23 protein-coding genes are annotated in these 26,276 nt (G+C 63.7%); 8 read left to right on the forward strand and 15 right to left on the reverse strand.

The genetic code is table 11. The features are described 5' to 3' along the window. The first annotated feature begins 121 nt into the window (after nucleotides 1-121). Nucleotides 122-1,123 carry an SIS domain-containing protein gene (locus tag LB555_RS19740; RefSeq protein WP_140619376.1) on the forward strand — a complete coding sequence of 334 codons (1,002 nt, stop codon included), beginning with the start codon at nucleotides 122-124 and terminating at the stop codon, nucleotides 1,121-1,123. A gap of 179 nt (nucleotides 1,124-1,302) precedes the next feature. On the opposite strand, the gene LB555_RS19745 is transcribed toward LB555_RS19740, so the two are convergent. The 12 genes from LB555_RS19745 to LB555_RS19800 form a co-directional block, all read right to left on the reverse strand. Further along, nucleotides 1,303-1,767: an NfeD family protein gene (locus LB555_RS19745; RefSeq protein WP_015315842.1), complete on the reverse strand. Its 465-nt coding sequence runs from the start codon at nucleotides 1,765-1,767 to the stop codon at nucleotides 1,303-1,305. Nucleotides 1,768-1,781: 14 nt separating this feature from the next. Further along, entirely contained in the window at nucleotides 1,782-2,732 is a 951-nt protein-coding gene (locus LB555_RS19750; RefSeq protein ID WP_224683545.1) for an SPFH domain-containing protein, read from the reverse strand. Between the two features lie 121 nt (nucleotides 2,733-2,853). Then, nucleotides 2,854-4,065: an NAD(P)/FAD-dependent oxidoreductase gene (locus LB555_RS19755; protein ID WP_015315844.1), complete on the reverse strand. Its 1,212-nt coding sequence runs from the start codon at nucleotides 4,063-4,065 to the stop codon at nucleotides 2,854-2,856. Between the two features lie 51 nt (nucleotides 4,066-4,116). After that, nucleotides 4,117-5,181 carry a ferrochelatase gene (gene hemH / locus LB555_RS19760; RefSeq protein ID WP_224683546.1) on the reverse strand — a complete coding sequence of 355 codons (1,065 nt, stop codon included), beginning with the start codon at nucleotides 5,179-5,181 and terminating at the stop codon, nucleotides 4,117-4,119. A gap of 211 nt (nucleotides 5,182-5,392) precedes the next feature. Continuing rightward, the gene (locus LB555_RS19765) at nucleotides 5,393-7,462 is read right to left on the reverse strand and encodes a bifunctional metallophosphatase/5'-nucleotidase (protein ID WP_224683547.1); all 2,070 of its coding nucleotides are present in this window, start codon (nucleotides 7,460-7,462) and stop codon (nucleotides 5,393-5,395) included. Nucleotides 7,463-7,673: 211 nt separating this feature from the next. After that, nucleotides 7,674-8,051: a hypothetical protein gene (locus LB555_RS19770; RefSeq protein WP_224641108.1), complete on the reverse strand. Its 378-nt coding sequence runs from the start codon at nucleotides 8,049-8,051 to the stop codon at nucleotides 7,674-7,676. 185 nt (nucleotides 8,052-8,236) lie between these two features. Beyond that, nucleotides 8,237-9,682, reverse strand: coding sequence for a homospermidine synthase (locus tag LB555_RS19775; RefSeq protein ID WP_140661790.1), 1,446 nt, complete (start codon nucleotides 9,680-9,682; stop codon nucleotides 8,237-8,239). A gap of 152 nt (nucleotides 9,683-9,834) precedes the next feature. After that, nucleotides 9,835-10,764: a heme-dependent oxidative N-demethylase family protein gene (locus LB555_RS19780; RefSeq protein ID WP_224683548.1), complete on the reverse strand. Its 930-nt coding sequence runs from the start codon at nucleotides 10,762-10,764 to the stop codon at nucleotides 9,835-9,837. Nucleotides 10,765-10,783: 19 nt separating this feature from the next. Continuing rightward, complete coding sequence (locus LB555_RS19785) at nucleotides 10,784-11,446, reverse strand: aminotransferase class IV family protein (RefSeq protein WP_140875213.1); 663 nt, start codon at nucleotides 11,444-11,446, stop codon at nucleotides 10,784-10,786. Further along, nucleotides 11,395-12,549, reverse strand: coding sequence for an aminodeoxychorismate synthase component I (locus LB555_RS19790; RefSeq protein ID WP_411970780.1), 1,155 nt, complete (start codon nucleotides 12,547-12,549; stop codon nucleotides 11,395-11,397). Before LB555_RS19790 ends, LB555_RS19785 begins: the two co-directional genes overlap by 52 nt. Before the next feature lie 162 nt (nucleotides 12,550-12,711). Then, the gene (locus tag LB555_RS19795; protein WP_140789040.1) at nucleotides 12,712-13,491 is read right to left on the reverse strand and encodes a proton-conducting membrane transporter; all 780 of its coding nucleotides are present in this window, start codon (nucleotides 13,489-13,491) and stop codon (nucleotides 12,712-12,714) included. Between the two features lie 357 nt (nucleotides 13,492-13,848). Next, entirely contained in the window at nucleotides 13,849-15,687 is a 1,839-nt protein-coding gene (locus LB555_RS19800) for a M3 family oligoendopeptidase (RefSeq protein WP_224683550.1), read from the reverse strand. A gap of 191 nt (nucleotides 15,688-15,878) precedes the next feature. Here LB555_RS19800 and LB555_RS19805 point away from each other — a divergent pair, with 191 nt between their 5' ends. The 3 genes from LB555_RS19805 to LB555_RS19815 all read left to right on the forward strand — a co-directional run bounded on the left by LB555_RS19805 (nucleotide 15,879) and on the right by LB555_RS19815 (nucleotide 20,002). Further along, entirely contained in the window at nucleotides 15,879-17,420 is a 1,542-nt protein-coding gene (locus LB555_RS19805) for a sigma-54-dependent transcriptional regulator (protein ID WP_140619396.1), read from the forward strand. Between the two features lie 368 nt (nucleotides 17,421-17,788). Further along, on the forward strand, nucleotides 17,789-19,630 hold the full coding sequence (locus tag LB555_RS19810; RefSeq protein WP_263489201.1) for a DUF882 domain-containing protein: 1,842 nt from the start codon (nucleotides 17,789-17,791) through the stop codon (nucleotides 19,628-19,630). A gap of 177 nt (nucleotides 19,631-19,807) precedes the next feature. After that, nucleotides 19,808-20,002 (forward strand): hypothetical protein, encoded by a 195-nt coding sequence (locus tag LB555_RS19815; protein ID WP_140721389.1) that lies wholly within the window; start codon nucleotides 19,808-19,810, stop codon nucleotides 20,000-20,002. 77 nt (nucleotides 20,003-20,079) lie between these two features. Here LB555_RS19815 and LB555_RS19820 read toward each other — a convergent pair whose 3' ends face one another. Further along, entirely contained in the window at nucleotides 20,080-20,718 is a 639-nt protein-coding gene (locus LB555_RS19820) for a 2-dehydro-3-deoxy-phosphogluconate aldolase (protein WP_140619401.1), read from the reverse strand. Nucleotides 20,719-20,919: 201 nt separating this feature from the next. Here LB555_RS19820 and LB555_RS19825 point away from each other — a divergent pair, with 201 nt between their 5' ends. The 3 genes from LB555_RS19825 (at nucleotide 20,920) to LB555_RS19835 (ending at nucleotide 23,763) form a co-directional block, all read left to right on the forward strand. Then, nucleotides 20,920-21,852 carry a rhodanese-related sulfurtransferase gene (locus LB555_RS19825; RefSeq protein ID WP_224683552.1) on the forward strand — a complete coding sequence of 311 codons (933 nt, stop codon included), beginning with the start codon at nucleotides 20,920-20,922 and terminating at the stop codon, nucleotides 21,850-21,852. 117 nt (nucleotides 21,853-21,969) lie between these two features. Then, nucleotides 21,970-22,707: a tellurite resistance TerB family protein gene (locus tag LB555_RS19830; RefSeq protein WP_224683553.1), complete on the forward strand. Its 738-nt coding sequence runs from the start codon at nucleotides 21,970-21,972 to the stop codon at nucleotides 22,705-22,707. A 300-nt stretch (nucleotides 22,708-23,007) separates the two neighbouring features. Next, a complete protein-coding gene (locus LB555_RS19835; protein WP_224683554.1) occupies nucleotides 23,008-23,763 on the forward strand; it encodes an SDR family oxidoreductase in 756 nt (251 codons plus the stop codon). A gap of 33 nt (nucleotides 23,764-23,796) precedes the next feature. Here LB555_RS19835 and LB555_RS19840 read toward each other — a convergent pair whose 3' ends face one another. Further along, nucleotides 23,797-24,171, reverse strand: coding sequence for a YciI family protein (locus LB555_RS19840; protein WP_015315862.1), 375 nt, complete (start codon nucleotides 24,169-24,171; stop codon nucleotides 23,797-23,799). 147 nt (nucleotides 24,172-24,318) lie between these two features. Further along, the gene (locus LB555_RS19845; RefSeq protein WP_224683555.1) at nucleotides 24,319-25,503 is read right to left on the reverse strand and encodes a pyridoxal phosphate-dependent aminotransferase; all 1,185 of its coding nucleotides are present in this window, start codon (nucleotides 25,501-25,503) and stop codon (nucleotides 24,319-24,321) included. Between the two features lie 83 nt (nucleotides 25,504-25,586). On the opposite strand from LB555_RS19845, the gene LB555_RS19850 reads away from it, so the two are divergent. Then, nucleotides 25,587-26,273 (forward strand): GNAT family N-acetyltransferase, encoded by a 687-nt coding sequence (locus LB555_RS19850; RefSeq protein ID WP_141906230.1) that lies wholly within the window; start codon nucleotides 25,587-25,589, stop codon nucleotides 26,271-26,273. Nucleotides 26,274-26,276 lie beyond the last annotated feature (3 nt).

Here is a 26,276-nt window from a genome sequence, read left to right on the forward strand (position 1 = left end):
TCCGCCTCGGGCCTTCTATTTTGATCCTTGTCGTCGTCCCCAACGACCGCACACATCCGGCCGTCATGCAGAGGCCATTTCTGTTGGACAGGCGGGCGGCAAAGCGCTAATCGCATCACCCATGCATGCGAGATCTCTCGATAAGAAGCCTCTGGACAGGCAAGCGTCGATCGAATCGGCGCTGAGAACGGTAACAACCGAACAGGCGGGAATCGCGGCCCTTGCCGAGGCGCTTGAGAACGGACTGGCGGCACCCTTTGCCCAGGCCGTCGAGACGATCTCGAAGATCGAGGGCCGGCTCATCGTCACCGGTGTCGGCAAAAGCGGCCATATCGGTTCGAAGATCGCCGCGACGCTGGCCTCGACCGGCACGCCGGCCTTCTTCGTCCACCCCGTCGAGGCCAATCATGGCGATCTAGGCATGATCGCCAGGGACGACGCCATCATCGCGATCTCATGGTCGGGCGAGAGCAAGGAGATGATGGGCATCGTCGCCTATTCCAGGCGCTTCTCCATTCCACTCATCGCCATCACCTCCGGAGAAACCTCGGCGCTGGCGCGCGCGGCCGACGTCGTGCTGCTTTTGCCGCGCACCCCGGAAGCCTGCCCGCACGGCCTGGCGCCGACGACGTCGACGCTGCTGCAACTGGTCATCGGCGATGCACTTGCGATCGCGCTGCTCGAGGCGCGCGGCTTCACGCCGGACCATTTCCGCACCTTCCATCCCGGCGGCCAGCTCGGCGCCAACCTGACCATGGTCTCCGAGATCATGCGGGTCGGCGAGCAGATGCCGCTGGCTTCGCTCGGCACCAAGATGCCGGAAGCGGTGATGACGCTGTCGCAGAAGAAGGTCGGCTGCGTGCTGATCGTCGACGCCAATGGCGAGTTGGCCGGGATCATCACCGATGGCGATGTCGCGCGCAACCTGCACCGCAACCTGGCCGACGTCATCGTCGACGAGGTGATGACCCGCACACCCAAGACGGTCGACCCGCAGACGCTTGCAGGCACTGCGATCGCGCTGCTCAACGAGCACAATGTCGGTGCGCTGGTGGTGACCAGGAACAACATGCCGCTGGGCGTGGTGCATTTCCACGACCTGCTGCGCATCGGCGCCGCCTAAGATATTGATCTTCAGGTGAGGCCGGCCTGCGAGCGAAGGCTTTCTGCGCTTCCGGCGTAGGCCGGAGCGCACGGACTTAATGTCCGCCCTGCTCGTCGCAAGAGCGACCCGAAACCCATCGTTCACGACTTGGCCTGACCTGAATCTCAATACTTTAGCGCGTTGGCACTCGCTGGAATTCAGACCCGCTCCACCGTCAGTTCCAGATCCGTGTCCGCGGCGCTTGTCACACGAACCTGAGTGCCGGCGGGCAGATCGGGGCCGGAGACACGCCACAGCGTGTCGCCGAGCTTGATGCGGCCACGACCGTCGCGGATCGGTTCGGCGAGCGTCGCCATCCTGCCGACCATCTGGGCGCCACGGCGATTGAGCAGCGGCTGATCGGTTGGCTGGTCGTGTCCGCCCATGAGTTTCTTGCCGACAAAGGCTGAAACCAGCGACAGCACGAGGAATAGCAGCACCTGGACCTGCCATGTCCAGATGGCGACATCCCAGATCAGCAGCGACACCGCGCCGACGATCAGAGCGGCGATGCCGATCCAAAGCATGAAGAAACCCGGTGCGATGACCTCTACCACCAGCAGCACGAAACCCAGAACCATCCAGTTCCACGGCCCGAGTTCAGAAACGATGCGGTCGATCATGAGAGTGGCCTATCTCAGTTGTCGGAGGGCCTGACGACGGGCGGACGTGCCGCCTGCCTTTGCGCGCCGGTCGTGCCTTCGCTGCGAAAGACTTCCTTGGCGATTTCGCCGATACCCCCGAGCGAGCCGATCAGCGACGATGCCTCGAAAGGCATCAGCACGATCTTGCTGTTGGTGGCGGTGCCGATCTTGCTCAGCGCCTCGGTGTATTTCTGGGCGACGAAGTAGTTCAGTGCCTGGACGTCGCCCTTGGAGATCGCTTCCGACACCACCTGGGTGGCGCGGGCTTCCGCTTCGGCGGAGCGTTCGCGCGCCTCGGCGTCGCGGAAGGCGGCTTCCTTGCGGCCCTCCGCTTCGAGGATCTGCGACTGCTTGAGGCCCTCGGCGGCCAGGATCTGCGCGCGCTTGTTGCGCTCGGCGGTCATCTGGCGGCCCATCGATTCGATCAGGTTGGCGGGCGGGTTGATATCCTTGATCTCGACGCGGGTGATCTTGATGCCCCAAGGATGCGCGGCCTCGTCGACGACGCGCAGCAGGCGCTCGTTGATGGCGTCGCGGTTCGACAACAGCTCATCGAGGTCCATCGAACCCATGACGGTACGGATGTTGGTCATCGTCAGGTTGAGGATGGCGTTCTGCAGGCCGGCAACCTGATAGGCGGCCTGTGCCGCATTGAGGATCTGGTAGAAAGCGATGCCGTCGACACCGACGATGGCATTGTCGCGGGTGATGATCTCCTGGCTCGGAACGTCGAGCACCTGTTCCATCATGTTCATCTTGGCGCCGATGCGATCGACGAACGGAAAGATGAGGTTCAGGCCGGGGCTCAGTGTCTTGGTGTAACGACCAAAGCGTTCGACGGTATAGTTGTATCCCTGTGGGATTGTCTTGATGCCCTTGAACAGCACCAGTACGACAAGCGCCACCAGAACAACGACCGCAATATCGAAACCACTGAAATCCATTTGGCCCTCCCTCATGGGCAGGCCGCGCGAGCCATTCCCGCACAACCGGCTTCACCAAAGACTTAAGTGTGTTTCAGGAACGTTACAATCAGGTGATGAGGGATTGTTTGTGGGTATGCACTCAGCGGTTGAAGGCAAACAGGCTTGCATCCGTGTCTTCAAGCCCGCCGATCGAAGCAGAGATGATCTCGGCGGCGATGCGCGAGAAGGTAATGCCGTTGCCGCCATAACCCATCACGGCATGGATGCGCGGGTGCCTGGGAATGGCGCCGATGTAGGGGAGGCCAGTGGTCGTGGTGCCGAAGGAGCCGGTCCAGGCAAAGTCGGGCCGGGTGTCGAGGTGCGGAAACATCAGGTCGAGTTTTGCGGCAATGCGGGCGCTTTTGTCGGCTATCAGCTTATCGCGCCGCGTCTCGTCAAGGAATTCCTCGTCCTCGCCGCCGCAGATGACCCGGCCATCGGCGGTTGCCCTGACATAGAGGTAGGGATCCGACGCCTCCCAGATGAACGCCGCGCCCGGCCAGAGCTTCCGTGGTTGCGGACATGTCGCAATCGCCCATGTCGAGATGACCCGGTGAGCGGCCGCCGGCACGATGTCGATCAGCTCGTAACCGGTGGCCAGGACAACATGCCGTGCCGTGATGGTGGGGCCGTCCGTGGTTGCCACCACCACCTCATCGGCGCTGTCCTCGATCGCCGTCGCTTCGACGGGAGCGTATAAACGTGCCTTGCGCTCCAGCGCCTTGAGCAGCAGCCCTGCCGTCAGCTTGCGAGGGTCGAGCGCGATGTTGCCATGGCTCAGGATGGCGCCACCCCGATCGATGCCGAATGCTCCGGCCAATGGCGCCGATGTAAGATAGGTCGCGCCGATGCCGGCCATCTGCCGCGCCTCGGCTTCGTCCCGGAGTTCCGATGGGCCGAGCACGGTGCCAGCCAGATAAAGCGATTGGGTGCGGCTTATGCCGCAGTTGATGCCGAGTTCGGCGATGCGGGCGGCAAGGTTGGAAACGGCTAGCCGGGAGCGTCGCCAGGCCTGCCGTGCCTGGCCCTTGCCGATCATCCTCGAGAGCGTTGAAAGCGGCTGGTCGATCTCGAATTGCACAAGCGCGGTTGTTGCCGCCGTCGATCCTTTCAGCGGCCCACGCCGGTCGATGCAGATCACGGCGTGAGCGCCGGCTGTCAGCGCCTCGGCCATCATGGCGCCGCTGATGCCCATGCCGACGATAAGCACATCGGTCTTGACGTCCCGGGTCAGACTGCCAGTCGGTACCGCGGGCGCCCGATAGGCGGACCAGACGGGCCGGCCAGTGCTGAGGTCAAGTTTGCGGAGCATTGAGTTCTCCGGAGGCGCTGCTCAACGCTCCGAGCTGGTGTTGTTCCGGCATCAAGCCCAGCCTGACAGCTCGCGCCGTACCATCGCTTCGATCAGCGCCATGCCTTCAGGGCTGTCATTCAGGCATGGTATGTGGGCGAAGTTCTTGCCGCCGGCATGGTGGAAGGTCTCGGCCGCTTCGCGGCCAATCTCATCCAGCGTCTCGATGCAGTCGACTGAAAACCCCGGATTGACGATGGCGATCGACTTGACGCCGTCCTTGGCCAGTTTCTCCACAGTCTTGTCGGTGTAGGGCTGCAGCCATTCTTGCGCCCCGAAGCGTGATTGGAACGTGGTGATCAGTTTTCTTTCGTCCCAGCCGAGCCTGTCGCGCAGCAGCCGCGTCGTCTTCAGGCAATGGCAATGATAGGGATCGCCCTTCTCAAAATAGGGTTTTGGAATGCCGTGATAGGAGGCGATGACCACCTCGGGCTGGAAATCCAGGGTCGCCAGGTGCCGTTCGATCGAACTGGCCAGCGCCTCGATGTAGACTGGCTCATCATAATAGGGCGGCACGCTGCGGACGGCAGGTGCCGCCCGCATCTTCATCAAGGCGCGAAACAGCTGGTCGTTTGCGGTGGCGGTCGTCGTCGCCGAATATTGCGGATAGAGTGGAAAGCTCAGGATGCGATCGCAGCCTTGTGCGACCAGCCTTTCGGCGACGCTCGACGTCGAAGGGTTGCCGTAGCGCATCGCCCAGTCGACGACCACGTTGGGCAGATCGCGTAGCGCCTCGGCCAGTTTTTCACCTTGTGCGCGGGTATAGGTTCGCAAAGGCGACTCGTTCTTCTCCCGGTTCCAGATCCTGGCGTAGTTGGCGCCCGACTTCTTCGGTCGCGTGGTCAGCACCAGTCCATAGAGGATGGGATACCAGATCGCCTTGTTGAGTTCGATGACGCGTGGATCAGACAGGAACTCCCTGAGATAACGCCACATCGGCCTGAACTCGGTGCCGTCGGGTGTTCCAAGGTTGACCAGCATGACCCCTATCTTGCCGGCCTTGACGGGGGGATGCTCGACCGGTCGTGGGCCAGGGGCTTTCGCGGCTTTGGGATCGATAATAGTGGAAAGCGGCATATGGGTCTCCGAGACGTGAACCTAACCATCCTGCAGGAGCTTTCAATGCCGCGTCTGGCCGCACCTTGCAGCATGTCGCGGCGGATAGGATTAGCCCGACCTGCCGTAAGCTTCTGATAACCGAGGACACCTCCGGGCGACATGCATCAGGCCATGGAGATATAAACCCGCCCGGTTCCCCGGGCGGGCGATGTGGCGGAGCTGGACGAAATTACTTCGCCGGGATGGTCAGTGTCGCGCCCGGCATAAGCCGATGCGGCCTTTGGCCCTTGTTCGCCTCATAGATGAGCTTCCACTTGGTCGCATCGCCATAGGCCTTCTTCGCCAGATCCCAGTAGGTATCGCCGGTCACGACGACATGATTGCCGGTGGCTGGTGTGGCTTCAGCGGGCTTTGCCGGCTCGGCGGGCGCGGGCGTCGCAGGCGCAGGAGTGGCCGGCGCGGGAGTGGTCTCGGCAGGCTTCGCCGGTTCGGCAGGTGCCGGCGGGGCCGGTGGTGCAGGCGCGTTTTCCGTCGATATGGCTGGCGGCGTGTTGGCGATATCGCCTGAGTTGGCAGGCAATTCCGGCATCGCCGGTGCAGCCGGTTTGGCAGCCTCGGCCGGTGCCGGCGCTGCCGGTGCGGTCTCCGCCGGCTTTGCTGGTTCGGCGGCGGGAGCTGCCGCTGTCGTCGCGGCGATCTCGGTGATGCGGCCGTCGAGCTTCGGCGTATAGGGCCGGTGCGCGCCGAGATAGTCGGCCACGACCTGTTCGAGGCCAGGGCCGTAGTCATAAGCGTTCTTGGCCTTTTCGGCGAAGACCTTGTAGCCGTCGCCGCCCTGGCGGACATAGTTGTTGGTGGCGACCAAATAGTCCTTGGTCGGATTTATCGGCGTCCAGGCGCCATTTTCCATCACCTCCACCGACTTGACGCGGCCGGCATTGGGTGCGACCGATCTGTCGAAGGAATATTTGAGGCCCGCCACCTGCGGGAAGCGGCCGGCGCCGTCCTCGATCTGGCTGAGCCCGCCTTCGAGGCCTGCGACTAGGTCCTTGCCGGAAATCTGGAAGGTCGCCAGCGTGTTCTGAAACGGCAGCACGGTCAGCACCTCGCCCATGGTGACGGTGCCCTTATCGATGGAAGCGCGCAGGCCGCCTCCGTTGGAAATGACGATCTCGACGCCCTGTCCCTCGACGCGGTCGAGGATGGCGTCGGAGACGAGATTGCCCATCGCGCATTCCTTGGCGCGGCAGCTTTCGCGGCTGCCGTCGATGACGTCGGTGGTCTCGGCCACTTCCTTGTTCTTCAAGGCCTCGATCGGCGCGCCAAGCTCCTTGATGCGGGCAAGCACGGCCGGGTCCGGCGTGATCGATTTGTCGAGATAGATCGGGTCGCCGCTTGCCGATTTGACGACGCCGTTGTCGTCGAACACCACCTTGAACTCGCCGAGATATTTCGAATAGGACGCCGCCTGCACCACCGGCACCCTGTAGCCGCCGGGGTTGTCGACCATGGTCGGGTAGGGGCCAGCCGCCTTCGGATCGGTATTGGACAGAAGCGTGTGGCTGTGGCCGCCGACCACGATGTCGATGCCAGGGATCTTGGCGATAACGTCGCGCTCCCTGTTGTAGCCGATATGGGTCACGGCGATGATCTTGTCGACGCCTTCTCCCCTGAGTTTCTCGACCTCGGCCGTGATCGACTTGACGTCGTCGTCGATTTTGATGTTGGGGCCGGGGGAGGCGAGTTCGGGCGTGTCGTTGGTGACGGCGCCGATGATGCCGATCTTCTGTCCACCGACCTCGACGACAACAGACGGCTTGACGCGGTCGCCGAGCTTGGACTGCGCGTTGGCCTTGACGTTGGCGCCGAGCACCGGGAACTTGATCATGTCGAGGAACGGCGCCAGCGCCGCCTCGCCGTCGTCGAATTCATGGTTGCCGAGTGCCATGGCGTCGAACTTCATGTCGTTGAGGAACTCGCCTTCGACCTTGCCCTTGTATGTCGTGTAGAACAGCGAACCCTGGAAATTGTCGCCGGCGCTGAGCAGCAACACGTTCTGGCCTTCCAGCTTCTTGCGTTCCTGGGCAATGGCGGTGATCAGCCGGCCGGCGCCGCCGATGCATTCGCCCTTGGTCTCCTCCTCGGCCGAGCAGGTCGATTCGTATTTGTTGTTGCCTTCGATGCGGCTGTGCCAGTCATTGATGTGCAGGATGTTCAGTGTGTAGTCGGCAAAGGATGCGCCGGCCGACAGGCCAAGCGTCGAAGCGGAAAGGGCGGCAATGGCGGCAAGCTTCTTCATCTTCGTCTCCCGGTAGGCTGATCAGAGGCGTCTGGCGCCCTTGCTTGACTGGGTATTACAGCCAGCCTTTCGATCATGTTCCCATCGCGTTCGGGCCGACGCAAGCGGAAATGCGGCGGTATCTCCAGGCGCGAAACCCGGGATATGCCGGTACAAAAAAGAACGGCGGCCGAGGGGCCGCCGTTCTTTGTGACTGGAATGTTCGCCGAGTTCAGGTGCGCCGCGTCAGCACGAAATTCTGGCCGGCGGAGCTGGTGCAGTTGAGCTGGCTGGTCGACACCATCAGGCAATTGAAGCTTACCGGGGTTTGGCGGATCAGCGAGGTGCCGCTGATCTGCACCGACGTGGCGCCGGTCATCGTGTAGCTGCCATCGGCAAGCTTCTGTCCCGTGTCGGTGGCGACGGTCGTGAAGGTGCCGCCGGTGAAGGTCGACAGGCCGGTGCCCTTGGCATCGATCCAGGAACCTTCGACCCCTTTCGGGGCGGCGGCCATGGGCGGCGTATCTGGGCCGCTGGTGGCACAGGCAGCAAGCATCGAGGCAAGGGCGCCCGCCAGGCCCGTCGAAAGAACTTTGCGCGCAATCATCATATGAAATCCTCTCCAAACGCGTCGTCCCAGAAATCGGGCCGATTTCTGGGAATTGACGCGAACGTCCAAAGTGCCGGGGTATGCTTTAGGCGTTCAACGGACGCACATCGCCACCCCAGGCCGCCTCCCTTCAATCGCCCGATTTCCGGGCGATTGCAAGGCAATGGCGCATGGTCCGGGTGGTGCTATCGGACGAGGATGTTGCGGAATTGCCACGGGTCGCTGCGGTCGAGGTCCTCCGGGAAGAGACCCGGGCGTCTGTCGAGCGGCGTCCAGTCGGTATAATAGCCCTTGACCGGCCCGAGATAGGGCGACTGCACGTCCAGGCAGCGTTTGTAATCCATCTCGTCGGCCTCGACGATGCCGGCGGCGGGATTCTCCAGTGCCCAGACCATGCCGGCCAGGACAGCCGAGGTGACCTGCATGCCGGTGGCGTTCTGGTAGGGGGCCAGCTTGCGCGCTTCGGCGAGTGACAGCTGCGAACCATACCAGTAGGCATTCTTGTCATGGCCGTAGAGCAGGACGCCGAGTTCGTCGACACCGTCGACCAGTTCGTTCTCGTCGAGCACGTGGTGCACCGGCTGCGGCTTGCCGGCGGCCCCGAACATCTCGTCCAGCGACAGCATCGCATCGTTGCAGGGATGGTAGGCGTAGTGGCAGGTCGGGCGGTATTGAACCTTGCCCTTCTTGGAGCGCACTGTGAAGAAATCGGCGATCGAGATCGCCTCGTTGTGCGTCACCAGCAGGCCATATTGCGGTCCCGGCGTCGGGCACCAGGAGCGCACGCGGGTGTTGGCGCCGGGCTGCTCCAGGTAGATCGCGGCCTTGGAGCCATGCTTGTGCTTCTTGCCGTTCTTGGGCATCCAGGTCTCATGCGTGCCCCAGCCGAGCTCGGCCGGCTGCAACCCCTCGGAGATGAAGCCCTCGACCGACCAGGTGTTCCAGAACACATCCATCGGCTTGGGCTTCTTGGTGCGTTGCGTGTCGCGCTCGGCAATGTGGATGCCCTTGACGCCGGCCTTCTTCATCAGCTTGGCCCAGCCCTCGCGGTCGTCCTGCGATGGCTCGGAGAATTCCATGCCAAGATCGGTGGCGAGGTTGACCAGCGCCTGCTTGACGAACCACGACACCATGCCGGGATTGGCACCGCAGGTGGATATCGCAGTGGCGCCGCCCGGCTTGTCGTGCTTTTCCTTGATCAGCGCCTCGCGCAACGCATAGTTGGTGCGGCTGGCGTTGTCGGCCTTGGCGTCGAAATAGAAGCCAAGCCAAGGCTCGACGACGGTGTCGATATAGAGCACGCCGAGCTTGCGGCAGAGCCGCATCAGGTCCACCGAGCCGGTATCGACCGACAGGTTGACGCAGAAGCCCTGGCCACCGCCATTGGTCAGAAGCGGCGTCAAAAGCTTCTTGTAGTTCTTCTCGGTCACCGCTTCCTGGACGAAGGCGATGCCGCGCTCGTCGAGCAGCTTGCGATCGGTATCGCGCGGGTCGAGGACTGTCATGCGCGACTTGTCGAACTTGAAATGGCGCTCGATGAGCGGCAGCGTTCCGCGTCCGATCGAGCCGAAGCCGATCATCACCACGGGGCCGGTGATCTCACCGTAAACGGGCCAGTTTTCATTCGCCATTTTATCGGGCACTCCTTCAACTGCGTTCAAAAGCCGGGCAACTGCGTTCAAAAGCTGGGCAACTGCGTGCAAAAGCCCGGCATTTTCGCGCAACGGCCATGCGCTACATCACAGATCATTGTCATAAACCAGCGAAAAGCGCCAACCAGCGACTACGCGTCCTTGGCCATTTGGTTAAGGACAGCGATCAGCCGATCGCGATCCGATGTCAGGCCCTTGTAGTCGAGCTGGGCGACATCGAGCGCTTCGAGCTGCGCGGCAAAGGACGCTGCCAGCGTCGCCCGGTCCGGGTGCCGCGCCAGCACGGCGAGCGGGTCGAGATGGATGCGGATGGTGAACAGGATGTCGCGTGAGGCGGGCAGTTTGCGCAGCGTCTGGCGCTCGACCCGGATGAAGGCGTGCGTCTTCACGTCACCGTCGGGGAAACGCGTCGGCCGGCTGGTGGCGCGGTCGATGCGCTCGATATTGGACAGCGGATGGTAGAGTGCATCGCCTGATTGGATCGACCAATTGTAACGTTCGACGGCCTGGCCCTGCAGGCCATCGAACATCCGGTTGATCAGATCGGCCGGCCTTGTGCCTGGGCCGAAGCCCGGCACCGGCTCGTGGATCTGCTGCAGCGGCTTGCCGAATTTTTCGACAAGCGACCAGGACGAGGGAAAGCACAGCGAACCCGCCGCGAGCCGCCAGCCATCTTCGCCCCGCCGCATGAGGATCAGGTCCTCCTGGACCAGCAGCGAGGCCACGACGAGGGGGGCGCCGGCGAGGCTGGAGGGGATCGTGGGACGGCTCGTCGCACCCACGACCGCAACGCCCGCATCGCTGCGCCGGTGGGTGTCGGGAAATCTTTCCGGCAGGTAAGCGCCGAGCAGTTCGAGCACTTCCTGCTGGGCGTCACGCGTACCGTCCTGCTCGACGAAGACGCGTTCAGGGATTTCGGCATAGAGCCGGCGCTTTTTAGCGAGGCAGGGCAGCAAATGGCCGTCTACCTCGATCCAGTTCGCGGGGTCGAGCGGCTTCAGCCCGATGGTGAAGAGTTTCGACGAGCCGTCATACGGCGTGTGGGCGGGTAGGGACGTCATGCCTCAGATCAGTTTGACTTCAGATTAGTTTGGCCGGGATCAGCCCGCGCAGCGAATTGCCGACGAACAGCGCCTTGGCGGATTTCAGGTCATTCAAGCTGTAGATCGCTTCACTGGCGCGGCCTTCATCCAGAAGCGCGCCGCGCAGTACGCCAGGCAGCAGGCCGCAATCGAGCCGGGGCGTTGCCAGCACGCCGTCGCCGAAATCGGCGAAGACATTGGTGATCGTGCCTTCGCAGATCTCGCCGCGCTCATTGGCCAGCAGCACCTCATCGGCCTGGGTGACGAGGTATTCGGAGCGGGCATGGGTGTAGGGCTGCCGCCGGCTGGTCTTGTGGCGCAGCAGCATGTTGCTCGAATCGAGCCTCGTCCGCGCCAGCCGCAGTGCCCACACCTTGTCGGCGGCAAGCGGTTCATAGGGCTGCGCCGAGGCGTTGGCCTGGCCATTGCGCGACAGGGCGAGCCGCGTGCGCATGGCGACGGGCGATCGATCGACCGCGTCGCTCAGGGCCTCGCCAACCCTTTGCGGATCATAGCTGAAGCCCAGTTCCGCCGCCGAGCCGTAAAGGCGGGCAAGATGGCGATCGAGGCGCAGGAAGCCCGAGGCGGGCTCCCAGCGCATGGTCTCGATCAGCTCGAAACCGGCGGTGTCCCCGTCGCGAAACGGGCTTTGAGCAGACACTCCTGATACTCCTCTTCCGCGACCGAATCGAAGACGATGCCGCCGCCGACATTGTAGACGGCCTCGCCGCTGGCAAAGAGCGAGATGGTGCGGATCGCCACGGAAAAGCGCATCGTGCCGCCGGGCGCGATCCAGCCAATGGCGCCGCAATAGACATCGCGCGGCGTGGCCTCCAGATCGTGCAGGATCTCCATGGCGCGGATCTTCGGCGCGCCGGTGATCGAGCCGCAGGGAAACAGCGCCGCGAATACCTGTCGTATCGAGAGGCCGGGCAGCAGCTTGGCCCTGACGTCGCTCACCATCTGGTGCACGGTCGGGTAGGTCTCGATGCGGAACAGTTCCGGCACCTCCAGCGTGCCGACCTCGCTGATCAGCGATATGTCGTTGCGCAGGAGGTCGACGATCATCCGGTTCTCGGCCTGGTTCTTCTCGTCATTGCGCAGGAAATTCTTCTGCCGCTCGTCCTCGTCCCCGGTTGCGCCGCGCGGTGCGGTACCCTTCATCGGATGCGTCTCGATCATCCCCGCCGCATCGATCTCGAAGAACAGTTCGGGCGAGCGCGACAGGACGATCGGGTCGCCCAGCGCGATCAGGGCGCCATATTTCACGGGCTGGCGTTCGGTCAGCGCGTCGAAGGCGGCGAGCGGATCGCCGGACCATTGCGCGTGCACCGGAAAGGTCAGGTTGCCCTGGTAGCAATCGCCTTGCCTGATGTGCCGATGCAACCGCGAGAACCGCTTCTCGTAGTCCTCGAACGACCACGTTGCCCTTGCGTCGAAGATCGGGCCGTTGGTCGGCGTGCCTGGCGGCGGCACCGCCTCTTGATCAGGAGCATCGAAGACCCCGAGGCAGACCAGCGGGGCCCGGCGCCGGCCCGGCAGCAAGGGAACGAGTTTCGGTTCGAGCAGGTAACCGGCCTCGTAGGAGAAATAGCCGGCCAGCCATTTGCCGGCATCGTGCGCGGCCTGCGCCCCTTGCAACGCCGCCGGGAAGTCTTTGGGCTCATGCGCAACGATGACATCGGCCGGCCGCTTGAAAACGAGCTGGCGTGCGCTTTCGTCGTTGCGGAAAATTGCTGCGGGCAGGGACATGGGAACCGGGATCGATGGAGCTGACGATCGCTCTATATAGGGGGCCGGGCTCGCGCAATCGAGGGAACGGCCCCCTGTCCCTCAAAGCCGACCTTTGCCGGATCGAACCTTGCCGACAAAAGAAAGCGGCGGCGCCCGTGGCGCCGCCGGTCGCATGGCCTCTGTATCCGTCGTTCAGGTATTGCTGGCGGTTCCGGCCGTCGGAAACTGCTTGGCGAATTCGGCCTCGTTGCCAGCGGCGAGCAGCTTGGCCTGCTCGATCCAGCGTTCGCGCGCGATGCGGCCGTCGAAGTTCATCACCTCCTCGATCCGCTTGATGTCGGCTGGTGTCCAGCCGGCGATCTGGGCGTATGTGGTGACGCCTTGCGCCTTGAGCAGCTTTTCGTTGACTGGGCCGATGCCGATCAACCGGCGCAGATTGTCGGGCTTGCCCGACGCCGGCTTGGCCGCTGCCGGTGCGGTCTTCTTTGCAGCGGGTGCTGCCTTGGGCACGGTCGAAGTCTTCGCCGGAGCCTTGGTCGCCGGAGCCTTGCTCTGCGAAGCCATGGCTGCCGGTGCCGAAGCAGTTGCGAGTTTGGCGGCCGCGGGCTTCGGTGCTGCCTTTGCCGGGGCCGCCTTCGCGGCGGCTGGCTTGGCTGCCGCCGCACCGGATTTTGCAACGGCTGGCGTCGACATCAGGGCTGCCGGTGGCTGACTTGACGCCTTTGCTCCGCCGGTGCCCGACGAGGCCTGCGCCTCGCGCAGCTGACGCTCGAGGTCTGAGCGGCTCTTGCCGCATGCACTGAGTTCGCCGGTCAGGCGGTCGCTGTCGGCGCGCAGCTTGTCGCGCTCGCTGCGGGTGCGATCGAGGTCGCCGCGAAGACTGTCGAGCTCACCGCGCAGGCGCCCCCAGATGAACCAGCCGACCAACACGCCTACCAACAACGCCAGGACCACGTAGAAAAAAGTGCCCATTGTCTCTCTCCAGTCAGATCCGTCTGCCGTGGGTCATGGCCTTCGGCGCAGGACTACTCGATGATGGTTCCGCGGTTCGCGGAACAGCCGGCTTCGGTCAAGCTGTCGGCGATCGGCTTTGCCTGCCCATGGCCAACGGCCGTTGTCGCGTTCGCCTGATCGCCACGGCCGGCTGAGATTTCCCTCGCCGATCCGCATGCGCTCCGGCTGAGCTTAAACGGAAAGCTACCATAGAGCTTGCGGAAAGCTATGGGAAAACGTCGATGTAGAGTTCTTCAAGAACAAATATTTAGGGCAAGAAAAGCGCGGCCCGAACATGCATTCCGGCTAAACTGTTCTTGCCGGGCGAGAGGCGTCTCAATCGTCGAGCGTTTCCAGTTCGTCAATCAGGCCGCCGATGACGCCGAGCCCGATCTGCCAGAAGGCCGGATCGGTGGCGTCGAGGCCGAAGGGCGCCAGAAGCTGCGAATGATGCTTGGTGCCGCCGGCACGCAGCATCTCGAAATATTTGTCCTGAAAGCCGCGTTCGGCATTCTGGTAGACGGCGTAGAGCGAATTCACCAGGCAGTCGCCGAACGCATAGGCATAGACGTAGAAGGGCGAGTGGATGAAGTGCGGAATGTAGGTCCAGAACACCTCGTAGCCCTCGCGCAACTTGATCGCCGGCCCCAGGCTTTCGGCCTGCACCTCCAGCCAGAACTCGCCCAGCCTGTCGGATGTCAACTCGCCGTTGCGGCGCTCGGCATGCACCTTGCGCTCGAATTCATAGAAGGCGATCTGGCGCACCACGGTGTTGATCATGTCCTCGACCTTCTGGGCGAGCATGGCTTTGCGTTCGCGCCGGTCGGTGGTCCGCTCGAGCAGCGAGCGGAAGGTCAGCATCTCGCCAAAGACGGATGCCGTCTCCGCCAGCGTCAGCGGCGTCGAGGCCATCAGCGCGCCCTGGCCGGCGGCCAGCACCTGATGCACGCCGTGCCCAAGTTCATGCGCCAGCGTCATCACGTCGCGCGGCTTGCCCATGTAGTTGAGCAGCACATAGGGGTGAGCCGAGGGTACGGTCGGATGTGCGAAGGCACCCGGCGACTTGCCCGGACGCACCGGCGCGTCGATCCAGTTGCGGTCGAAGAAGGTGCGCGCGATCTCGGCCATCTCGGGCGAGAAGCGGTGATAGGCCGACAGAACCGTGTGCCTGGCCTCATCCCAGCCGATCACCGCCTGCGGCGTCTCCGGCAAGGGCGCGTTGCGGTCCCAGTGGTTCATCACCTCCATGCCGAGCCAGCGCGCCTTCATCGCATAATAGCGGTGCGACAGGCGCGGATAGGCCTCGCGCACGGCGGTGGCGAGCGCATCGACCACGCCGCGTTCGACGCGGTTGGCGAGGTGGCGTGAATCGGCAATGTCCTCGAAGCCGCGCCAGCGGTCCGAAATTTCCTTGTCCTTGGCAAGCGTGTTGGTGATCAGCGTAAAGGTGCGCAGGTTCTTGCGGAAGGTCGCGGCCAACGCCTCCGAGGCGCGGCGGCGGACCTCGCCGTCGGCATCCTGCAAGCGATTGAGGGCCGGCTCCAGCGTCAGTTCCTCGCCGTCGATATCGAAGCGAAGATCGGTCATCGTCTCGTCGAACAGGCGGTTCCAGGCGCCGCGCCCGGTTATCGATTTCTCGTGGAAAAGCTGCTCGACACGGTCCTCGAGCTGATAGGGCTTGTCCATTCTGAGATCGAGCACCCACGGGCGGTAATGCCCGAAGGCGGGATCGGCGGCCAGCGCGCCCTCAATCGCCGCATCGTCGATCAGGTTCAGCTCGAGCGCGAAGAACAACAGATGCGCGCTGGCGTCGGTCATCTTCTCCTGGATGTCGCCATAGAGCTTGGCGCGCTGCGGATCGGCGGTATTGCCGGCATAGACGAGGCCGGCATAGGAGACGATGCGGCCGATCAGTTCCTCGAGCGCCTCGTATGCGGCCAGTGCCTCGCCCAGCCTGCCGGTAGTTCCGCGCCCGGCCTCGGCGGCGAGCGTGCCTTTCCAGCGGGCCTCGAATGCGACGGCGTCGGCCGCCGCCTTGGCAATGTCACGCTTCAGTTCCGGCGCGTCCATGCCGGCATAAAGGTCGGCGAGGTTCCATTCCGGCAGATCGCCAAGCCCGGCAGCGCCCTGACCGGACGCTGGCGCTGCAATCCGCCGATCAAACATCATGCGCATCGAGATACCTTCTTTGAATCAAATGGCCTGAGTTGAATCACGTGGCCGCAATCACGGAGCCGGACTCAACGGGAATGGAGAAGCCGGTCAAATCCTAAGGAATTCGTTCACCGGGTTTTTTGAAACCTTATTTAGAACCCTGTGCCAAGATGATCCATGGGGTTTTCGGGCGCGGGCGAAGCAAGACAGTCATGACAGGTTCCATACTCATAGTCGATGACGATCCCGTGCAGCGCCGGCTGCTCGAGGCCGCGGTGACGCGGTTCGGCCATACCGCGATCGTTGTGGATGGCGGTACCGCCGGCCTCGAAGTTCTCGACGGGCCTGGCGCCCGCGATGTCTCGGTCGTGATCCTCGACCTGGTCATGCCCGGTCTCGACGGCATCGGCGTGCTGAAGGCGATGCGCGAGCGCGACATCAGCGTGCCGGTCATCGTGCAGACCGCGCAGGGCGGCATCGAGACCGTGGTTTCGGCGATGCGCCACGGCGCTTTCGATTTCGTCGTCAAGCCGGCTTCGCCCGACAGGCTGCAGGCCTCGATCTCCAATGCGCTCAAGGTCGAGGCGGTAGAGGGCGAGGTCAAGCGCACGTCGCGCAAACGCGGCGGGCTGCTGACCTTCAGGGACATGATCACCCATAGTCCGGCCATGGACCGGGTGATACGTCTCGGCCAGAAAGCGGCGGCCTCTCACATCCCGATCCTGATCGAGGGCGAGTCGGGCGTCGGCAAGGAACTGGTGGCGCGTGCCATCCAGGGCAGCGGCGACCGCCGCTCGAAACCCTTCGTCACCGTCAATTGCGGCGCCATTCCCGACAATCTGGTGGAATCCATCCTGTTCGGCCATGAGAAAGGCTCATTCACCGGCGCCACCGACAGGCACACCGGCAAATTCGTCGAGGCGCATTCCGGCACGCTGTTCCTCGACGAGATCGGCGACCTGCCGCTCGACGTCCAGGTCAAGCTGCTGCGCGCCGTCCAGGAAGGCGAGGTCGATCCGGTCGGCGGCCGCTCGACCGTCAAGGTCGACATCCGGCTGATTTCGGCGACGCACCGCAACCTCCTGCAACAGGTCAAGGACGGCAAATTCCGCGAGGATCTGTTCTACCGGCTGAACGTCTACCCGATCTTCGTGCCGCCTTTGCGCGACCGCCGCGACGACATTCCCCATCTGGTCACGCATTTCATGGAGAAGGTGGCGCCGGCCGACCCGCGCCACCGGCTGAAAGGCATTTCGGCGGCAGCACTTGCGGTGCTGCAGGCTTATGACTGGCCCGGCAACATCCGGCAGCTCGAAAACGCCGTCTTCCGCGCCTCGGTGCTGTGCGAAGGCGATGTGTTGACCGCCGATGACTTCCCGCAGATCCGCGCGCAGGTGGAAGGCACCGTCAATCTCGACGCGGACGACACGTTGGAAGCAAGCAGCGTTGCGCCGCCGCCGTCGCTGGAGCCGCGCGACGAGGACGTTGTGCCCGACGAGACCGCTCCGGCGGCTGTGCTGCCGGCCGGGGTCCAGGCCCGCTTCGGCACGCTGCGGGCGCTCGACGAGCGCGGCAATGTGCGTGCGCTGGCCGATGTCGAGCTCGAAATGATCAAGCTCGCCATCGATCACTACAATGGCCAGATGAGCGAGGTCGCCCGCCGGCTCGGCATCGGTCGCTCGACGCTTTACCGCAAGCTCAAGGAATATGGCATCGACCCGGAAACCGGCCGCGTCGACAGGCTTGCTTCCTGAGCCGCAAGGCAGGCACCAGTTTCCCTCGTCATTATATGGTTCGACAGAGCGCCGTCGACGGATAATGGCGGCGCTCGACGGGGTATTGTTCACGCATTGAGGCCGGCGGTAACAGATCGTGTTCGGCCCAAGCCGGAATCCTGATCTAAACCAGCGGTTTACCAAGAAACCTTGCGGACAATTTTTGACGGGATATCGCCATGGTCTTACCGCATTTTGGCTTCAATAAGCGATGATTAACCATTAGGATCGATATTCGGATGTGAAAACGACACGTCCGTTTGGGCAAATCCGGGGACAAACGGCAGCCTGCAAGGCCTTTTGATTTGAACAGAATCGAACGACTCACAAACGGGCGGCACTATCATTTGAGCGTCTGGCCGAGATGGTTGGCGGCGGTGATTGTCGCATTTGGTTTTGTTGCCGCGGCCGCCACGGGCGCCCAGGCCGAAGTTCGTTCGCTGAAGCTCTACCATCTCCACACGCATGAGAAGGCGGAGATCGTCTACAAGCGCAATGGTCGCTACGTTCCCGAAGGCCTGAGGAAGATCAACATCATTCTGCGCGACTGGCGTCGCAACGAGCCGACCAAGATGGACCCGCGCCTGCTGGATCTGGTCTGGGAGGCGTATCGGGAAAGCGGCGCCACCGATTATATCCAGGTCGTCTGCGGCTACCGGTCGCCGTCCACCAATTCGATGCTGCGCAGCCGCAGCCGCGGTGTCGCCGAGAAGAGCCAGCATATGCTTGGCAAGGCGATGGATTTCTACATTCCCGGCGTACCGCTGAAGAAGCTGCGCAACATCGGCCTCAAGATGCAGGGCGGTGGTGTCGGCTATTACCCGACCTCCGGTTCGCCATTCGTCCACATGGATGTCGGCAATGTGCGCCACTGGCCCGGCATCAGCCGCCAGGAACTGGTCAGCCTGTTCCCCAATGGCAAGACGCTGCATGTGCCGAGCGATGGCCGGCCGCTGCCCGGCTATGAACAGGCGCTGGCCTCCTACAAGTCGCGCAAGGGTTCGGGCACACCGAATATCGAAGTGGCCAGCGCCGGCGGCAGCGGCAAGAAATCCGGCGGGTTCCTCGCTGCCTTCTTCGGCGGCGGTGGCGATGACGAGGCCGACGACAGCGCAGACGTCGAGACCGCTTCGGCCGCACCCGCGCCCAAGGCTAGAAATCTGAAGCCGGCCGCGACAGCCAAGAGCGGCAACCTGCCTGGCATCGCCATCGTGGCCCCCGAGAATGCCCAGCGCGCCGACATTCCGCAGATTGCCGACGAGCAGGCTCCGGAACCGGAGAAGGACACGCCGGAGACAATCATCGCGGCGCTGCCGGCCAAGGAAATCCCGCTGCCCGATTTCGCGCCTCGGCCGAAGGCCGATGTCGGCGCACAGACGCCTGAAAACGTTCCCTTCGCCACGGCGGATGCGACGACCACCACGGAACAGGCCGTGGCGACCGCGCAGGCGCCGGCGAACATGCCTTTCGGCAAGGCCGATCCGGCGCTGGCAGCGGCAGCGGCGGCCGATCCGGCGCAGGTCGCCGTCAACAATATCCCCTTGCCGACATGGCGTCCCGAACGCACGCTGCCGGCGGATCTCGCGCCGCCGCCCAGCAAGGATGTGCTGATGGCGCTGGCCGAAACGGCTGACCTGGGCAAGACCGCGACGGATGCGTTCTCCGTGCTGCCGACGGCGCGTCCCGAGCCGGCCAAGCCGGATGCCGTCAAGGCCGTGCTCGACGAGGCCAATGCCAAGGCCGGCGCCGCCGACGAATATCAGCTGGCCTCGCTGTCCGTAGAACCGCGTTCGGCCTTCAACGATCCGTCCGGTGTCGATGCTGCGTCGCCGCGCCAGGCTGTTGCCGGCCGGCCGGCCGGTTCGGATCCCGCCGCGGCAATCGGCGCCGGTGTGAAGACGACCCGCAAGGAAGCCAGGGCCACCGCCCGCGATCAGAAGCCTGGCCCCAGGGCCGTAGTGGTTGCCGCAGCGCCGCAGGCCGCCCGCTGGGCACTGACCAGCGGCGAGAACGTCGCCACCGTTTCGAGTGCGACGACCGCGCCGGGTTACGCCTACAACATCGTGCATACGCCGCCTAGCGAGGTCTATACGGCCGGCTTCCAGCAGGACAATCAGGTGGCCGACGCCAATCGCTTTACCGGCAACGCCGTCAAGTTCCTGTCTGTCGCCCGCTTCCAGACGAAGTAACGAACAGGCCGCAGTATGAGGCCGCGCCGGGCGACCCGCGCGGCTTCTTGCTGTCCCAGGGTGCGATGCATGCGGCCTCCGACCCCTGAGGATCACGCGCGGCTGAACTTCTCGTGAAGCGGGAACGGCCCACTCATTTCCGGTTTAGTGTGGGTACGCTCCAACCCGGGGATATTCATGAAAAAGATTCTACTGGCATCAGTTATGGCGCTGGCGGCAGCATCGGCCGCGATCGCGCCATCACAGGCGGAGACCGTTGTCGTCAAGACCGACAATCATATGCACATGATGAAGAAGCACTGCCGCACCAGGGTGGTGACGCACTGGCGGCACCATCACAAGGTGACGGAGACGGTCAAGGTCTGCAACTGATCGCAGTCTGGATTAGCCAGTCAAAAAGGCCCGGTCGACGCTCGTCGGCCGGGTTTTTCATGCCGTGCGGAAAGACGCTATTTCCCGAGTTCGCTGGCAGCGCGTGCGAGCGCTTCGATCTGGTCCCACTTGCCGGCCTTGACCATGTCGTCAGGCGCCACCCATGAGCCGCCGACGCAGATGACATTGGACAGGCTGAGATAGTCGGCCGCGTTCTTGCCGGTGATGCCGCCAGTCGGGCAGAACTTGACGTCCGCCAGCGGCGAGGCAAAAGCCTTGAGCGAAGCGATGCCGCCGGACTGTTCGGCCGGGAAGAATTTCAGGAAGCGCAGGCCGGCTTCGCGCGCGGCCATGATCTCGCCGGGCGTGATGGCGCCGGGCAGCAGCGGAACCTCGCTGTCGGAGGCGGCAGCCAGAAGCTCGCGGGTGATGCCGGGGCTGACGATGAAGCGCGAACCGGCCGCGGCCGCTTCGTCGAACTGGCTGGCATCCAGAACGGTGCCGGCGCCGACGATGGCTTCCTCGACTTCGCCCGCCACGCGACGGATCGCTTCGAGCGCATCTGCGGTCCTCAGCGTGATCTCGATCGCCGGCAGACCGCCACGCGCCAGGGCACGGGCCAGCGGCACCGCATCGGCAACGTTGGCGATCTTCAACACCGGAATGACCGGCTGGCCATTGAGGAGCGACAGGAGGTTCTCGGTCTTGCTGGACATTCGGTCTCTCCTTGTCGGGGGCGTATCGAAGGGAATTTCAACCGATTAGCAGACAGGTATTGCCCTGTCCACGGAACCCATCGCGGCGCGATGTCACGCGTTGCCGCTCAGCTTAAAGGTTCTTTCCCGACAGGGCCATGACAGACGGATCGAACCCGTTTCACTTGAATCGGCTTCTACTAGCGTCTAGTTGCTCTGGCAATGACAACACTGCCCGCGCCATCCCAGCCAGCCCGCGTCGCCGCGCTCTACCGTTTTGCCCGGCTCGATGCTTTCGAAGCGTTGCGCGCTCCGCTTGCGGCCTTCTGCTGCGGGCGCGGCATCAAGGGCACGCTGCTCCTGGCGCATGAGGGCATCAACGGCACCGTCGCCGGCAGCGACGAAGCGATCGCCGCGCTGATCGAACACATCGAAGCGATCGACGGCCTGTCGGGTCTCGAGGTCAAGTACAGCAGTGCCGCGGCCATGCCCTTCCATCGCATGAAGGTGCGGTTGAAGCGCGAGATCGTCACCATGGGCGTCGAGATCATCGACCCGGCGGCAAATACGGGCACCTATGTGGAGGCGGGCGACTGGAATGCGCTGATCTCGCAAGCCGACACGATCGTCATCGATACGCGCAACGCCTATGAGGTCTCGATCGGCAGCTTCAAGGGCGCCGTCGACCCGGCGACGGCGAGCTTTCGCGAATTCCCGGCCTGGGTGGAAGCGCATCGGGCGGATCTCGAAGGACGCAAGGTGGCGATGTTCTGCACCGGCGGCATTCGCTGCGAAAAGGCGACCGCCTATGTGAAGTCACTCGGCTTCGAGGACGTGTTCCACCTCAAGGGGGGCATCCTCAAATACCTTGAGGAGGTTCCAGCGGAGCAGAGCCTGTGGCAAGGCGAGTGCTTCGTCTTCGACGAGCGGGTTTCGGTGTCGCACGGCCTCACCGAGGGTGATGCGGAGCTTTGCCGTGCCTGCCGCCATCCGCTGACGGCAAGCGAGCTGGCTTCGCCTCGATATGCCGCCGGCGTTTCTTGCCCGCATTGTTTTGACGCCCGCTCGGACGAAGACCGGAAGCGCTACGCGGAGCGGCAGCGACAGGTCGAGCTCGCGCAAGCGCGGGGCAGGGGACCGCACATCGGGTCCTGATCGAGGGCGCTGGGGCCGGGCAAACCGGGGCACTGTCATTGCAATGTCAAACTTCGGGACCTACGTCTTCGGCGTTCGAAACCTGCCCGTTCGGCTGGGCAAATCCTGGAGGCATCGATGTTCGATCCCAAGAAGCTTCTCGACGATCTGCTCGGCTCGCAAGTTCCCGGTGCTAGCGGCACGGTCCGCGACAAGGCCGGCCAGGCGGTGCAGATGGCCAAGGACAATCCGCTGGCCGCCGGTGCGCTGGCCGCCGTGCTGCTTGGGACCGGCGCCGGCCGGCAGGTGACGGGTGCCGCGGTGAAGCTCGGCGGACTGGCCGCCATCGGTGGTCTCGCCTACAAGGCCTACCAGAACTACAAGGCCGGCAACGCACCGGAACAGGTGCCCGCCGCCGGCGAGCCGGAATTGCTGCCGCCGCCCAAGGACACCGCCTTCCACCCGTCGCAGGCGCCGCAAGGCGAGGATGAGTTCACGCTGACCTTGGTGCGGGCGATGATCTCGGCGGCCAAGGCCGACGGCCATGTCGACGACGAAGAACGGCGGAAGATCGCCGGCAAGCTCAGCCTCGCCGGGATCGGCACCGATGCGGAAAAATTCCTGATGGCGGAACTGGAGAGCCCACTCGACCTCGACACGCTGGTGGCGGGTGCTCATACTGATGCGCAGAAGCTCGAACTCTACACGGCGTCGCGCCTCACGATCGACCCCGACACGCGCGCCGAGCGCGGTTACCTCGACCTGCTTGCCGGGCGGCTCGGCCTGCCGGACTCGCTGATCGACCGTGTCGAGGCGACGGTTTCGGCGGCGAAAGTGCCCACGGCCGAGGGTACGCCACCCAATCCGCAGTGGTAACCCGGATTGGCACACAGGCCGTGGAGGCGTTAACCTTTCGTTAACTCAGGAAGCGCATGATTCTACACAGTCGGATCGGCTTTTCCTCCTCCCAAGCCCGGTTCAGATCAGGGCGGTCGCCAATGACCGCCCTTTTTGTCCGTCCTCGCCGGCTGCCCTCCAAACAAATGGGTTCACTTTTCGAGGCCATGTCCCAGCGGCCGCGCTTGCCATCGCTGCCATCATTTGCGATGCCTTCTCCACCCGAACCAAATTTGTAGATCAGGCGAGCACGCACATCGCTGCCGGAGGACATCAGCCATGACCGAGCAAAAGACCGCCATCGTCACCGGGGCCGGCACCGGGATCGGCAAGAGCGTAGCCACGGCATTGCTCAAGGCCGGCTGGAATACGGTGTTCTGCGGGCGCCGCAAGCCGGTGCTGGATGCCGCGATCGCCGAGATCGGGCCGACCGAGGCCAGAGCGTTGGCGGTTGCCTGCGACATCAGCAAGGCCGGTGAGGTCGACGATCTGTTCGAGACCGTGGCGGAGGCTTTCGGGCGGGTCGATCTGCTCTTCAACAATGCAGGCATGGGCTACAAGTCGACGCCGATCGACGAGATCCCGGTCGAGGTCTGGAACGATATCGTCGGCGTCAACCTCACCGGATCTTTCTTGTGCGCGCGCGCGGCCTTCGGCGCCATGCGCAAGCAGAAGCCGATGGGCGGCCGCATCATCAACAATGGTTCGGTGTCGGCCTATGCGCCGCGCCCGGGCTCGGTGCCCTATACGGCGACCAAGCACGCCATCACCGGGCTGACCAAGACGCTGGCGCTCGACGGCCGCCCCTATGACATCGCCTGCGGACAGATCGACATCGGCAATGCATTAACCGACATGGCGCAGCCGATGACCGTCGGCGTGCCGCAGGCCAACGGCTCGATATCAGCCGAAGCGGTGATGGATGTCCAGCGCGTCTCCGACGCGGTCTTGCACATGGCCAGCCTGCCGCTCGACGCCAACGTGCTGTTCATGACCGTGATGGCGACCAAGATGCCGTTCGTGGGGCGTGGGTGAGCAGCGGGCGCTGGCGGCGCTTTTGCCCGTGCCTCATTTTTCCGCCAGCGGCACGCCGGGCTTGAAGAGTAGAATGGGCCTGATCTCGTAAACGGCGGTCGGATTGACACGACGAAGATCGCGGGCGATCGCGATGGCGTCGTCCCTGGTGACGCAGTCGACGACATAGAGGCCGAGCAACTGTTCCTTGGTTTCGGCGAAGGGCCCATCGATGATCATACCGTCGCCCGGGCCGCGCAAGGTGCAGGCATCCCGTGTCGTTCCCAGACGCGCTGACGGCCCAAGCGTGCCTTCCGCATGAAGCCTGCCGTTGATCTTGAGCAACTCGGCCATCAGCGCCGCATCTTCCTGCGGCGTCAGCGCCTCGATCGCATCTTCCACGTGATAGGCAAGGATTGCATAGAACATGCGAGATTCCCCCATTGGTCCTGATACGGGAATTCGTAGCCGTTTTCGGTATGCCCGCACAGCCTTGGCTACGCGCCTCCGGACGGCTCATGACACCGTCATGGAATGCGGTGGCAAGCTATCCGGCTCGCGCGGCGACGCTGATGCTCACTTGGCCAGAAACGCCCCGATCCGCTCCAGCGCGCGCAGGATGTTCTCCTCGGAATTGGCGTAGGAGAGCCTGATGTAGCCTTCGCCGAGAATGCCGAAGTCGGGGCCGCCGATCAGCGCCACACCGGCCTCATCGAGCAGGGCCGAGGCGAGTTTCTTGGCCTTCCAGCCGGTCTTCGAGACATTGGGGAAGGCATAGAACGCGCCCTTGGGCGTGATGCAGGAGATGTTTGGCAGGGCATTCAGGCCCTCGACCACGATTTTCCGGCGGTTGTCGAAGGCGCGCATCATGGTGTCGACGTCATCCTGCGGGCCGTCGATCGCCGCGATGCCGGCGAACTGGCTTGGTGCGTTGACGCAGGACCAGCAATTGACCGCCAGCTTGCGCACCTTGTCGTAGAGGTGGGCGCCCTTGTCGCCGTTCGGCCAGATCGACCAGCCCATGCGCCAGCCGGTCATCGCCCAGGTCTTGGACCAGCCGTTGAGCACGATCAGCCGGTCGCGGATCTCGGGAAAGCCAAGCAGCGAGCAATGCGTCTCGCCGTCATAAGTCATGACATCGTAGATTTCGTCGGAGAGAATGGCCACGTCTGGATGCTTCTCAAGCCCCTTGACCAGCTTCTCGATCTCGGCGCGCGGGGTGACGCCGCCGGTCGGGTTGGCCGGCGAGTTGAGGATCAAGAGCCTGGTCTTCGGCGTGATCAGCCCCAGCGTCTCTTCGGCCGAGAAGGCGAAGCCGTTCTCCTCGCGCATCGGCACCGGAATGGGGGTTGCACCGGTGAACTCGATCATCGAGCGGTAGATGGGAAAGCCGGGGTCGGGATAGAGGAGCTCGGCGCCGGGCTCGCCGAACATCAGGATGGCGGCGAACATGGTTGGCTTGCCGCCGGGCAGGATCATCACCGCCTCCGGCGAGACCTCGACGCCGGTGGTCGTCAGCGTGCGCCGCACCACCGCCTCGCGGGTCGCCAGCAGGCCATTGGCCGGCGTGTAGCCATGGTGGCCGTCACGCAGCGCCTTGATCGCCGCCCCGACGATGTGCCGCGGTGTCTTGAAGTCGGGCTGGCCGATTCCGAGATTGACGATGTCGCGGCCCTGGCTCGCCAGCGCCGTTGCCCGGGCCAGCACGGCAAAAGCGTTTTCCTCGCCGAGACGGTCGAAGGCCGAAATCGTGTGGAGCATTTTTCCCGTCCCTGTGGTTCTTACTGTTGGCGAGCGTTTTTGTGAGCGTCCGCCCGCAAAAGTCAAACGGATTGGAGTTTTCGGTGTCGGAAAATCTCAAAGACTGGCAGCCGCGCCCGCGCCCGGAGCGCAAGGTTCTAGAGGGCCGCTATGTCAGGCTCGAGCCATTGAGTGCCGCAACACATGGCGACGGCCTCTATGAAGCGTCGTCCGTGGCCGACGTCGACGGCCGCTTCGCCTGGCTGCCCGACTATCCGCCGGAAACCCGCGCCGCCTTCCAGCCCTGGCTGGACAAGGTGGAGGCGAGCGAGGATCCACTATTCTTCGCCATTGTCGACAAGGCAAGCGGCAAGGTCGCCGGCCGCCAGACGCTGATGCGCATCGATCCGACCTATGGCGTCATCGAGATCGGCAACATCTACTGGGGACCGCTCATCTCGCGCAAGCCGGCGGCGACGGAAGCGCAGTTCCTGTTCATGAAATACATCTTCGACGAGCTCGGCTATCGCCGCTACGAATGGAAGTGCAACAACCGTAACGAGCCGTCGAAGCGCGCGGCGGAACGGTTCGGCTTCAAGTTCGAGGGTATTTTCCGCCAGCATCTCATCGTCAAGGGTGAAAACCGCGACACCGCGTGGTATTCGATCATCGACAAGGAATGGCCGGCTCTGCGCAAGGCTTATGAAGCCTGGCTCGATCCGGCCAACTTCGACGCCAATGGCCAGCAGAACCGCCGGCTCGAGGATTTTCGCGCGGAATTCGGCGCCTAACGG

This window comes from Mesorhizobium sp. BR-1-1-10 (assembly GCF_020165595.1).
Classification (GTDB): Bacteria; Pseudomonadota; Alphaproteobacteria; order Rhizobiales; family Rhizobiaceae; genus Mesorhizobium; species Mesorhizobium australicum.

Excerpts from the sequence above, each read along its gene's own strand:
- LB555_RS19780 (WP_224683548.1), bottom strand. The coding sequence starts at position 10,764 with ATGACGTCCCTACCCGCCCACACGCCGTATGACGGCTCGTCGAAACTC.
- LB555_RS19805 (WP_140619396.1), top strand. The coding sequence starts at position 15,879 with ATGACAGGTTCCATACTCATAGTCGATGACGATCCCGTGCAGCGCCGG.
- LB555_RS19800 (WP_224683550.1), bottom strand. The coding sequence starts at position 15,687 with ATGCGCATGATGTTTGATCGGCGGATTGCAGCGCCAGCGTCCGGTCAG.
- LB555_RS19815 (WP_140721389.1), top strand. The coding sequence starts at position 19,808 with ATGAAAAAGATTCTACTGGCATCAGTTATGGCGCTGGCGGCAGCATCG.
- LB555_RS19825 (WP_224683552.1), top strand. The coding sequence starts at position 20,920 with ATGACAACACTGCCCGCGCCATCCCAGCCAGCCCGCGTCGCCGCGCTC.
- LB555_RS19775 (WP_140661790.1), bottom strand. The coding sequence starts at position 9,682 with ATGGCGAATGAAAACTGGCCCGTTTACGGTGAGATCACCGGCCCCGTG.
- LB555_RS19750 (WP_224683545.1), bottom strand. The coding sequence starts at position 2,732 with ATGGATTTCAGTGGTTTCGATATTGCGGTCGTTGTTCTGGTGGCGCTT.
- LB555_RS19740 (WP_140619376.1), top strand. The coding sequence starts at position 122 with ATGCATGCGAGATCTCTCGATAAGAAGCCTCTGGACAGGCAAGCGTCG.
- LB555_RS19795 (WP_140789040.1), bottom strand. The coding sequence starts at position 13,491 with ATGGGCACTTTTTTCTACGTGGTCCTGGCGTTGTTGGTAGGCGTGTTG.
- LB555_RS19770 (WP_224641108.1), bottom strand. The coding sequence starts at position 8,051 with ATGATGATTGCGCGCAAAGTTCTTTCGACGGGCCTGGCGGGCGCCCTT.
- LB555_RS19820 (WP_140619401.1), bottom strand. The coding sequence starts at position 20,718 with ATGTCCAGCAAGACCGAGAACCTCCTGTCGCTCCTCAATGGCCAGCCG.
- LB555_RS19765 (WP_224683547.1), bottom strand. The coding sequence starts at position 7,462 with ATGAAGAAGCTTGCCGCCATTGCCGCCCTTTCCGCTTCGACGCTTGGC.
- LB555_RS19845 (WP_224683555.1), bottom strand. The coding sequence starts at position 25,503 with ATGCTCCACACGATTTCGGCCTTCGACCGTCTCGGCGAGGAAAACGCT.
- LB555_RS19835 (WP_224683554.1), top strand. The coding sequence starts at position 23,008 with ATGACCGAGCAAAAGACCGCCATCGTCACCGGGGCCGGCACCGGGATC.
- LB555_RS19755 (WP_015315844.1), bottom strand. The coding sequence starts at position 4,065 with ATGCTCCGCAAACTTGACCTCAGCACTGGCCGGCCCGTCTGGTCCGCC.
- LB555_RS19840 (WP_015315862.1), bottom strand. The coding sequence starts at position 24,171 with ATGTTCTATGCAATCCTTGCCTATCACGTGGAAGATGCGATCGAGGCG.
- LB555_RS19745 (WP_015315842.1), bottom strand. The coding sequence starts at position 1,767 with ATGATCGACCGCATCGTTTCTGAACTCGGGCCGTGGAACTGGATGGTT.
- hemH (WP_224683546.1), bottom strand. The coding sequence starts at position 5,181 with ATGCCGCTTTCCACTATTATCGATCCCAAAGCCGCGAAAGCCCCTGGC.
- LB555_RS19830 (WP_224683553.1), top strand. The coding sequence starts at position 21,970 with ATGTTCGATCCCAAGAAGCTTCTCGACGATCTGCTCGGCTCGCAAGTT.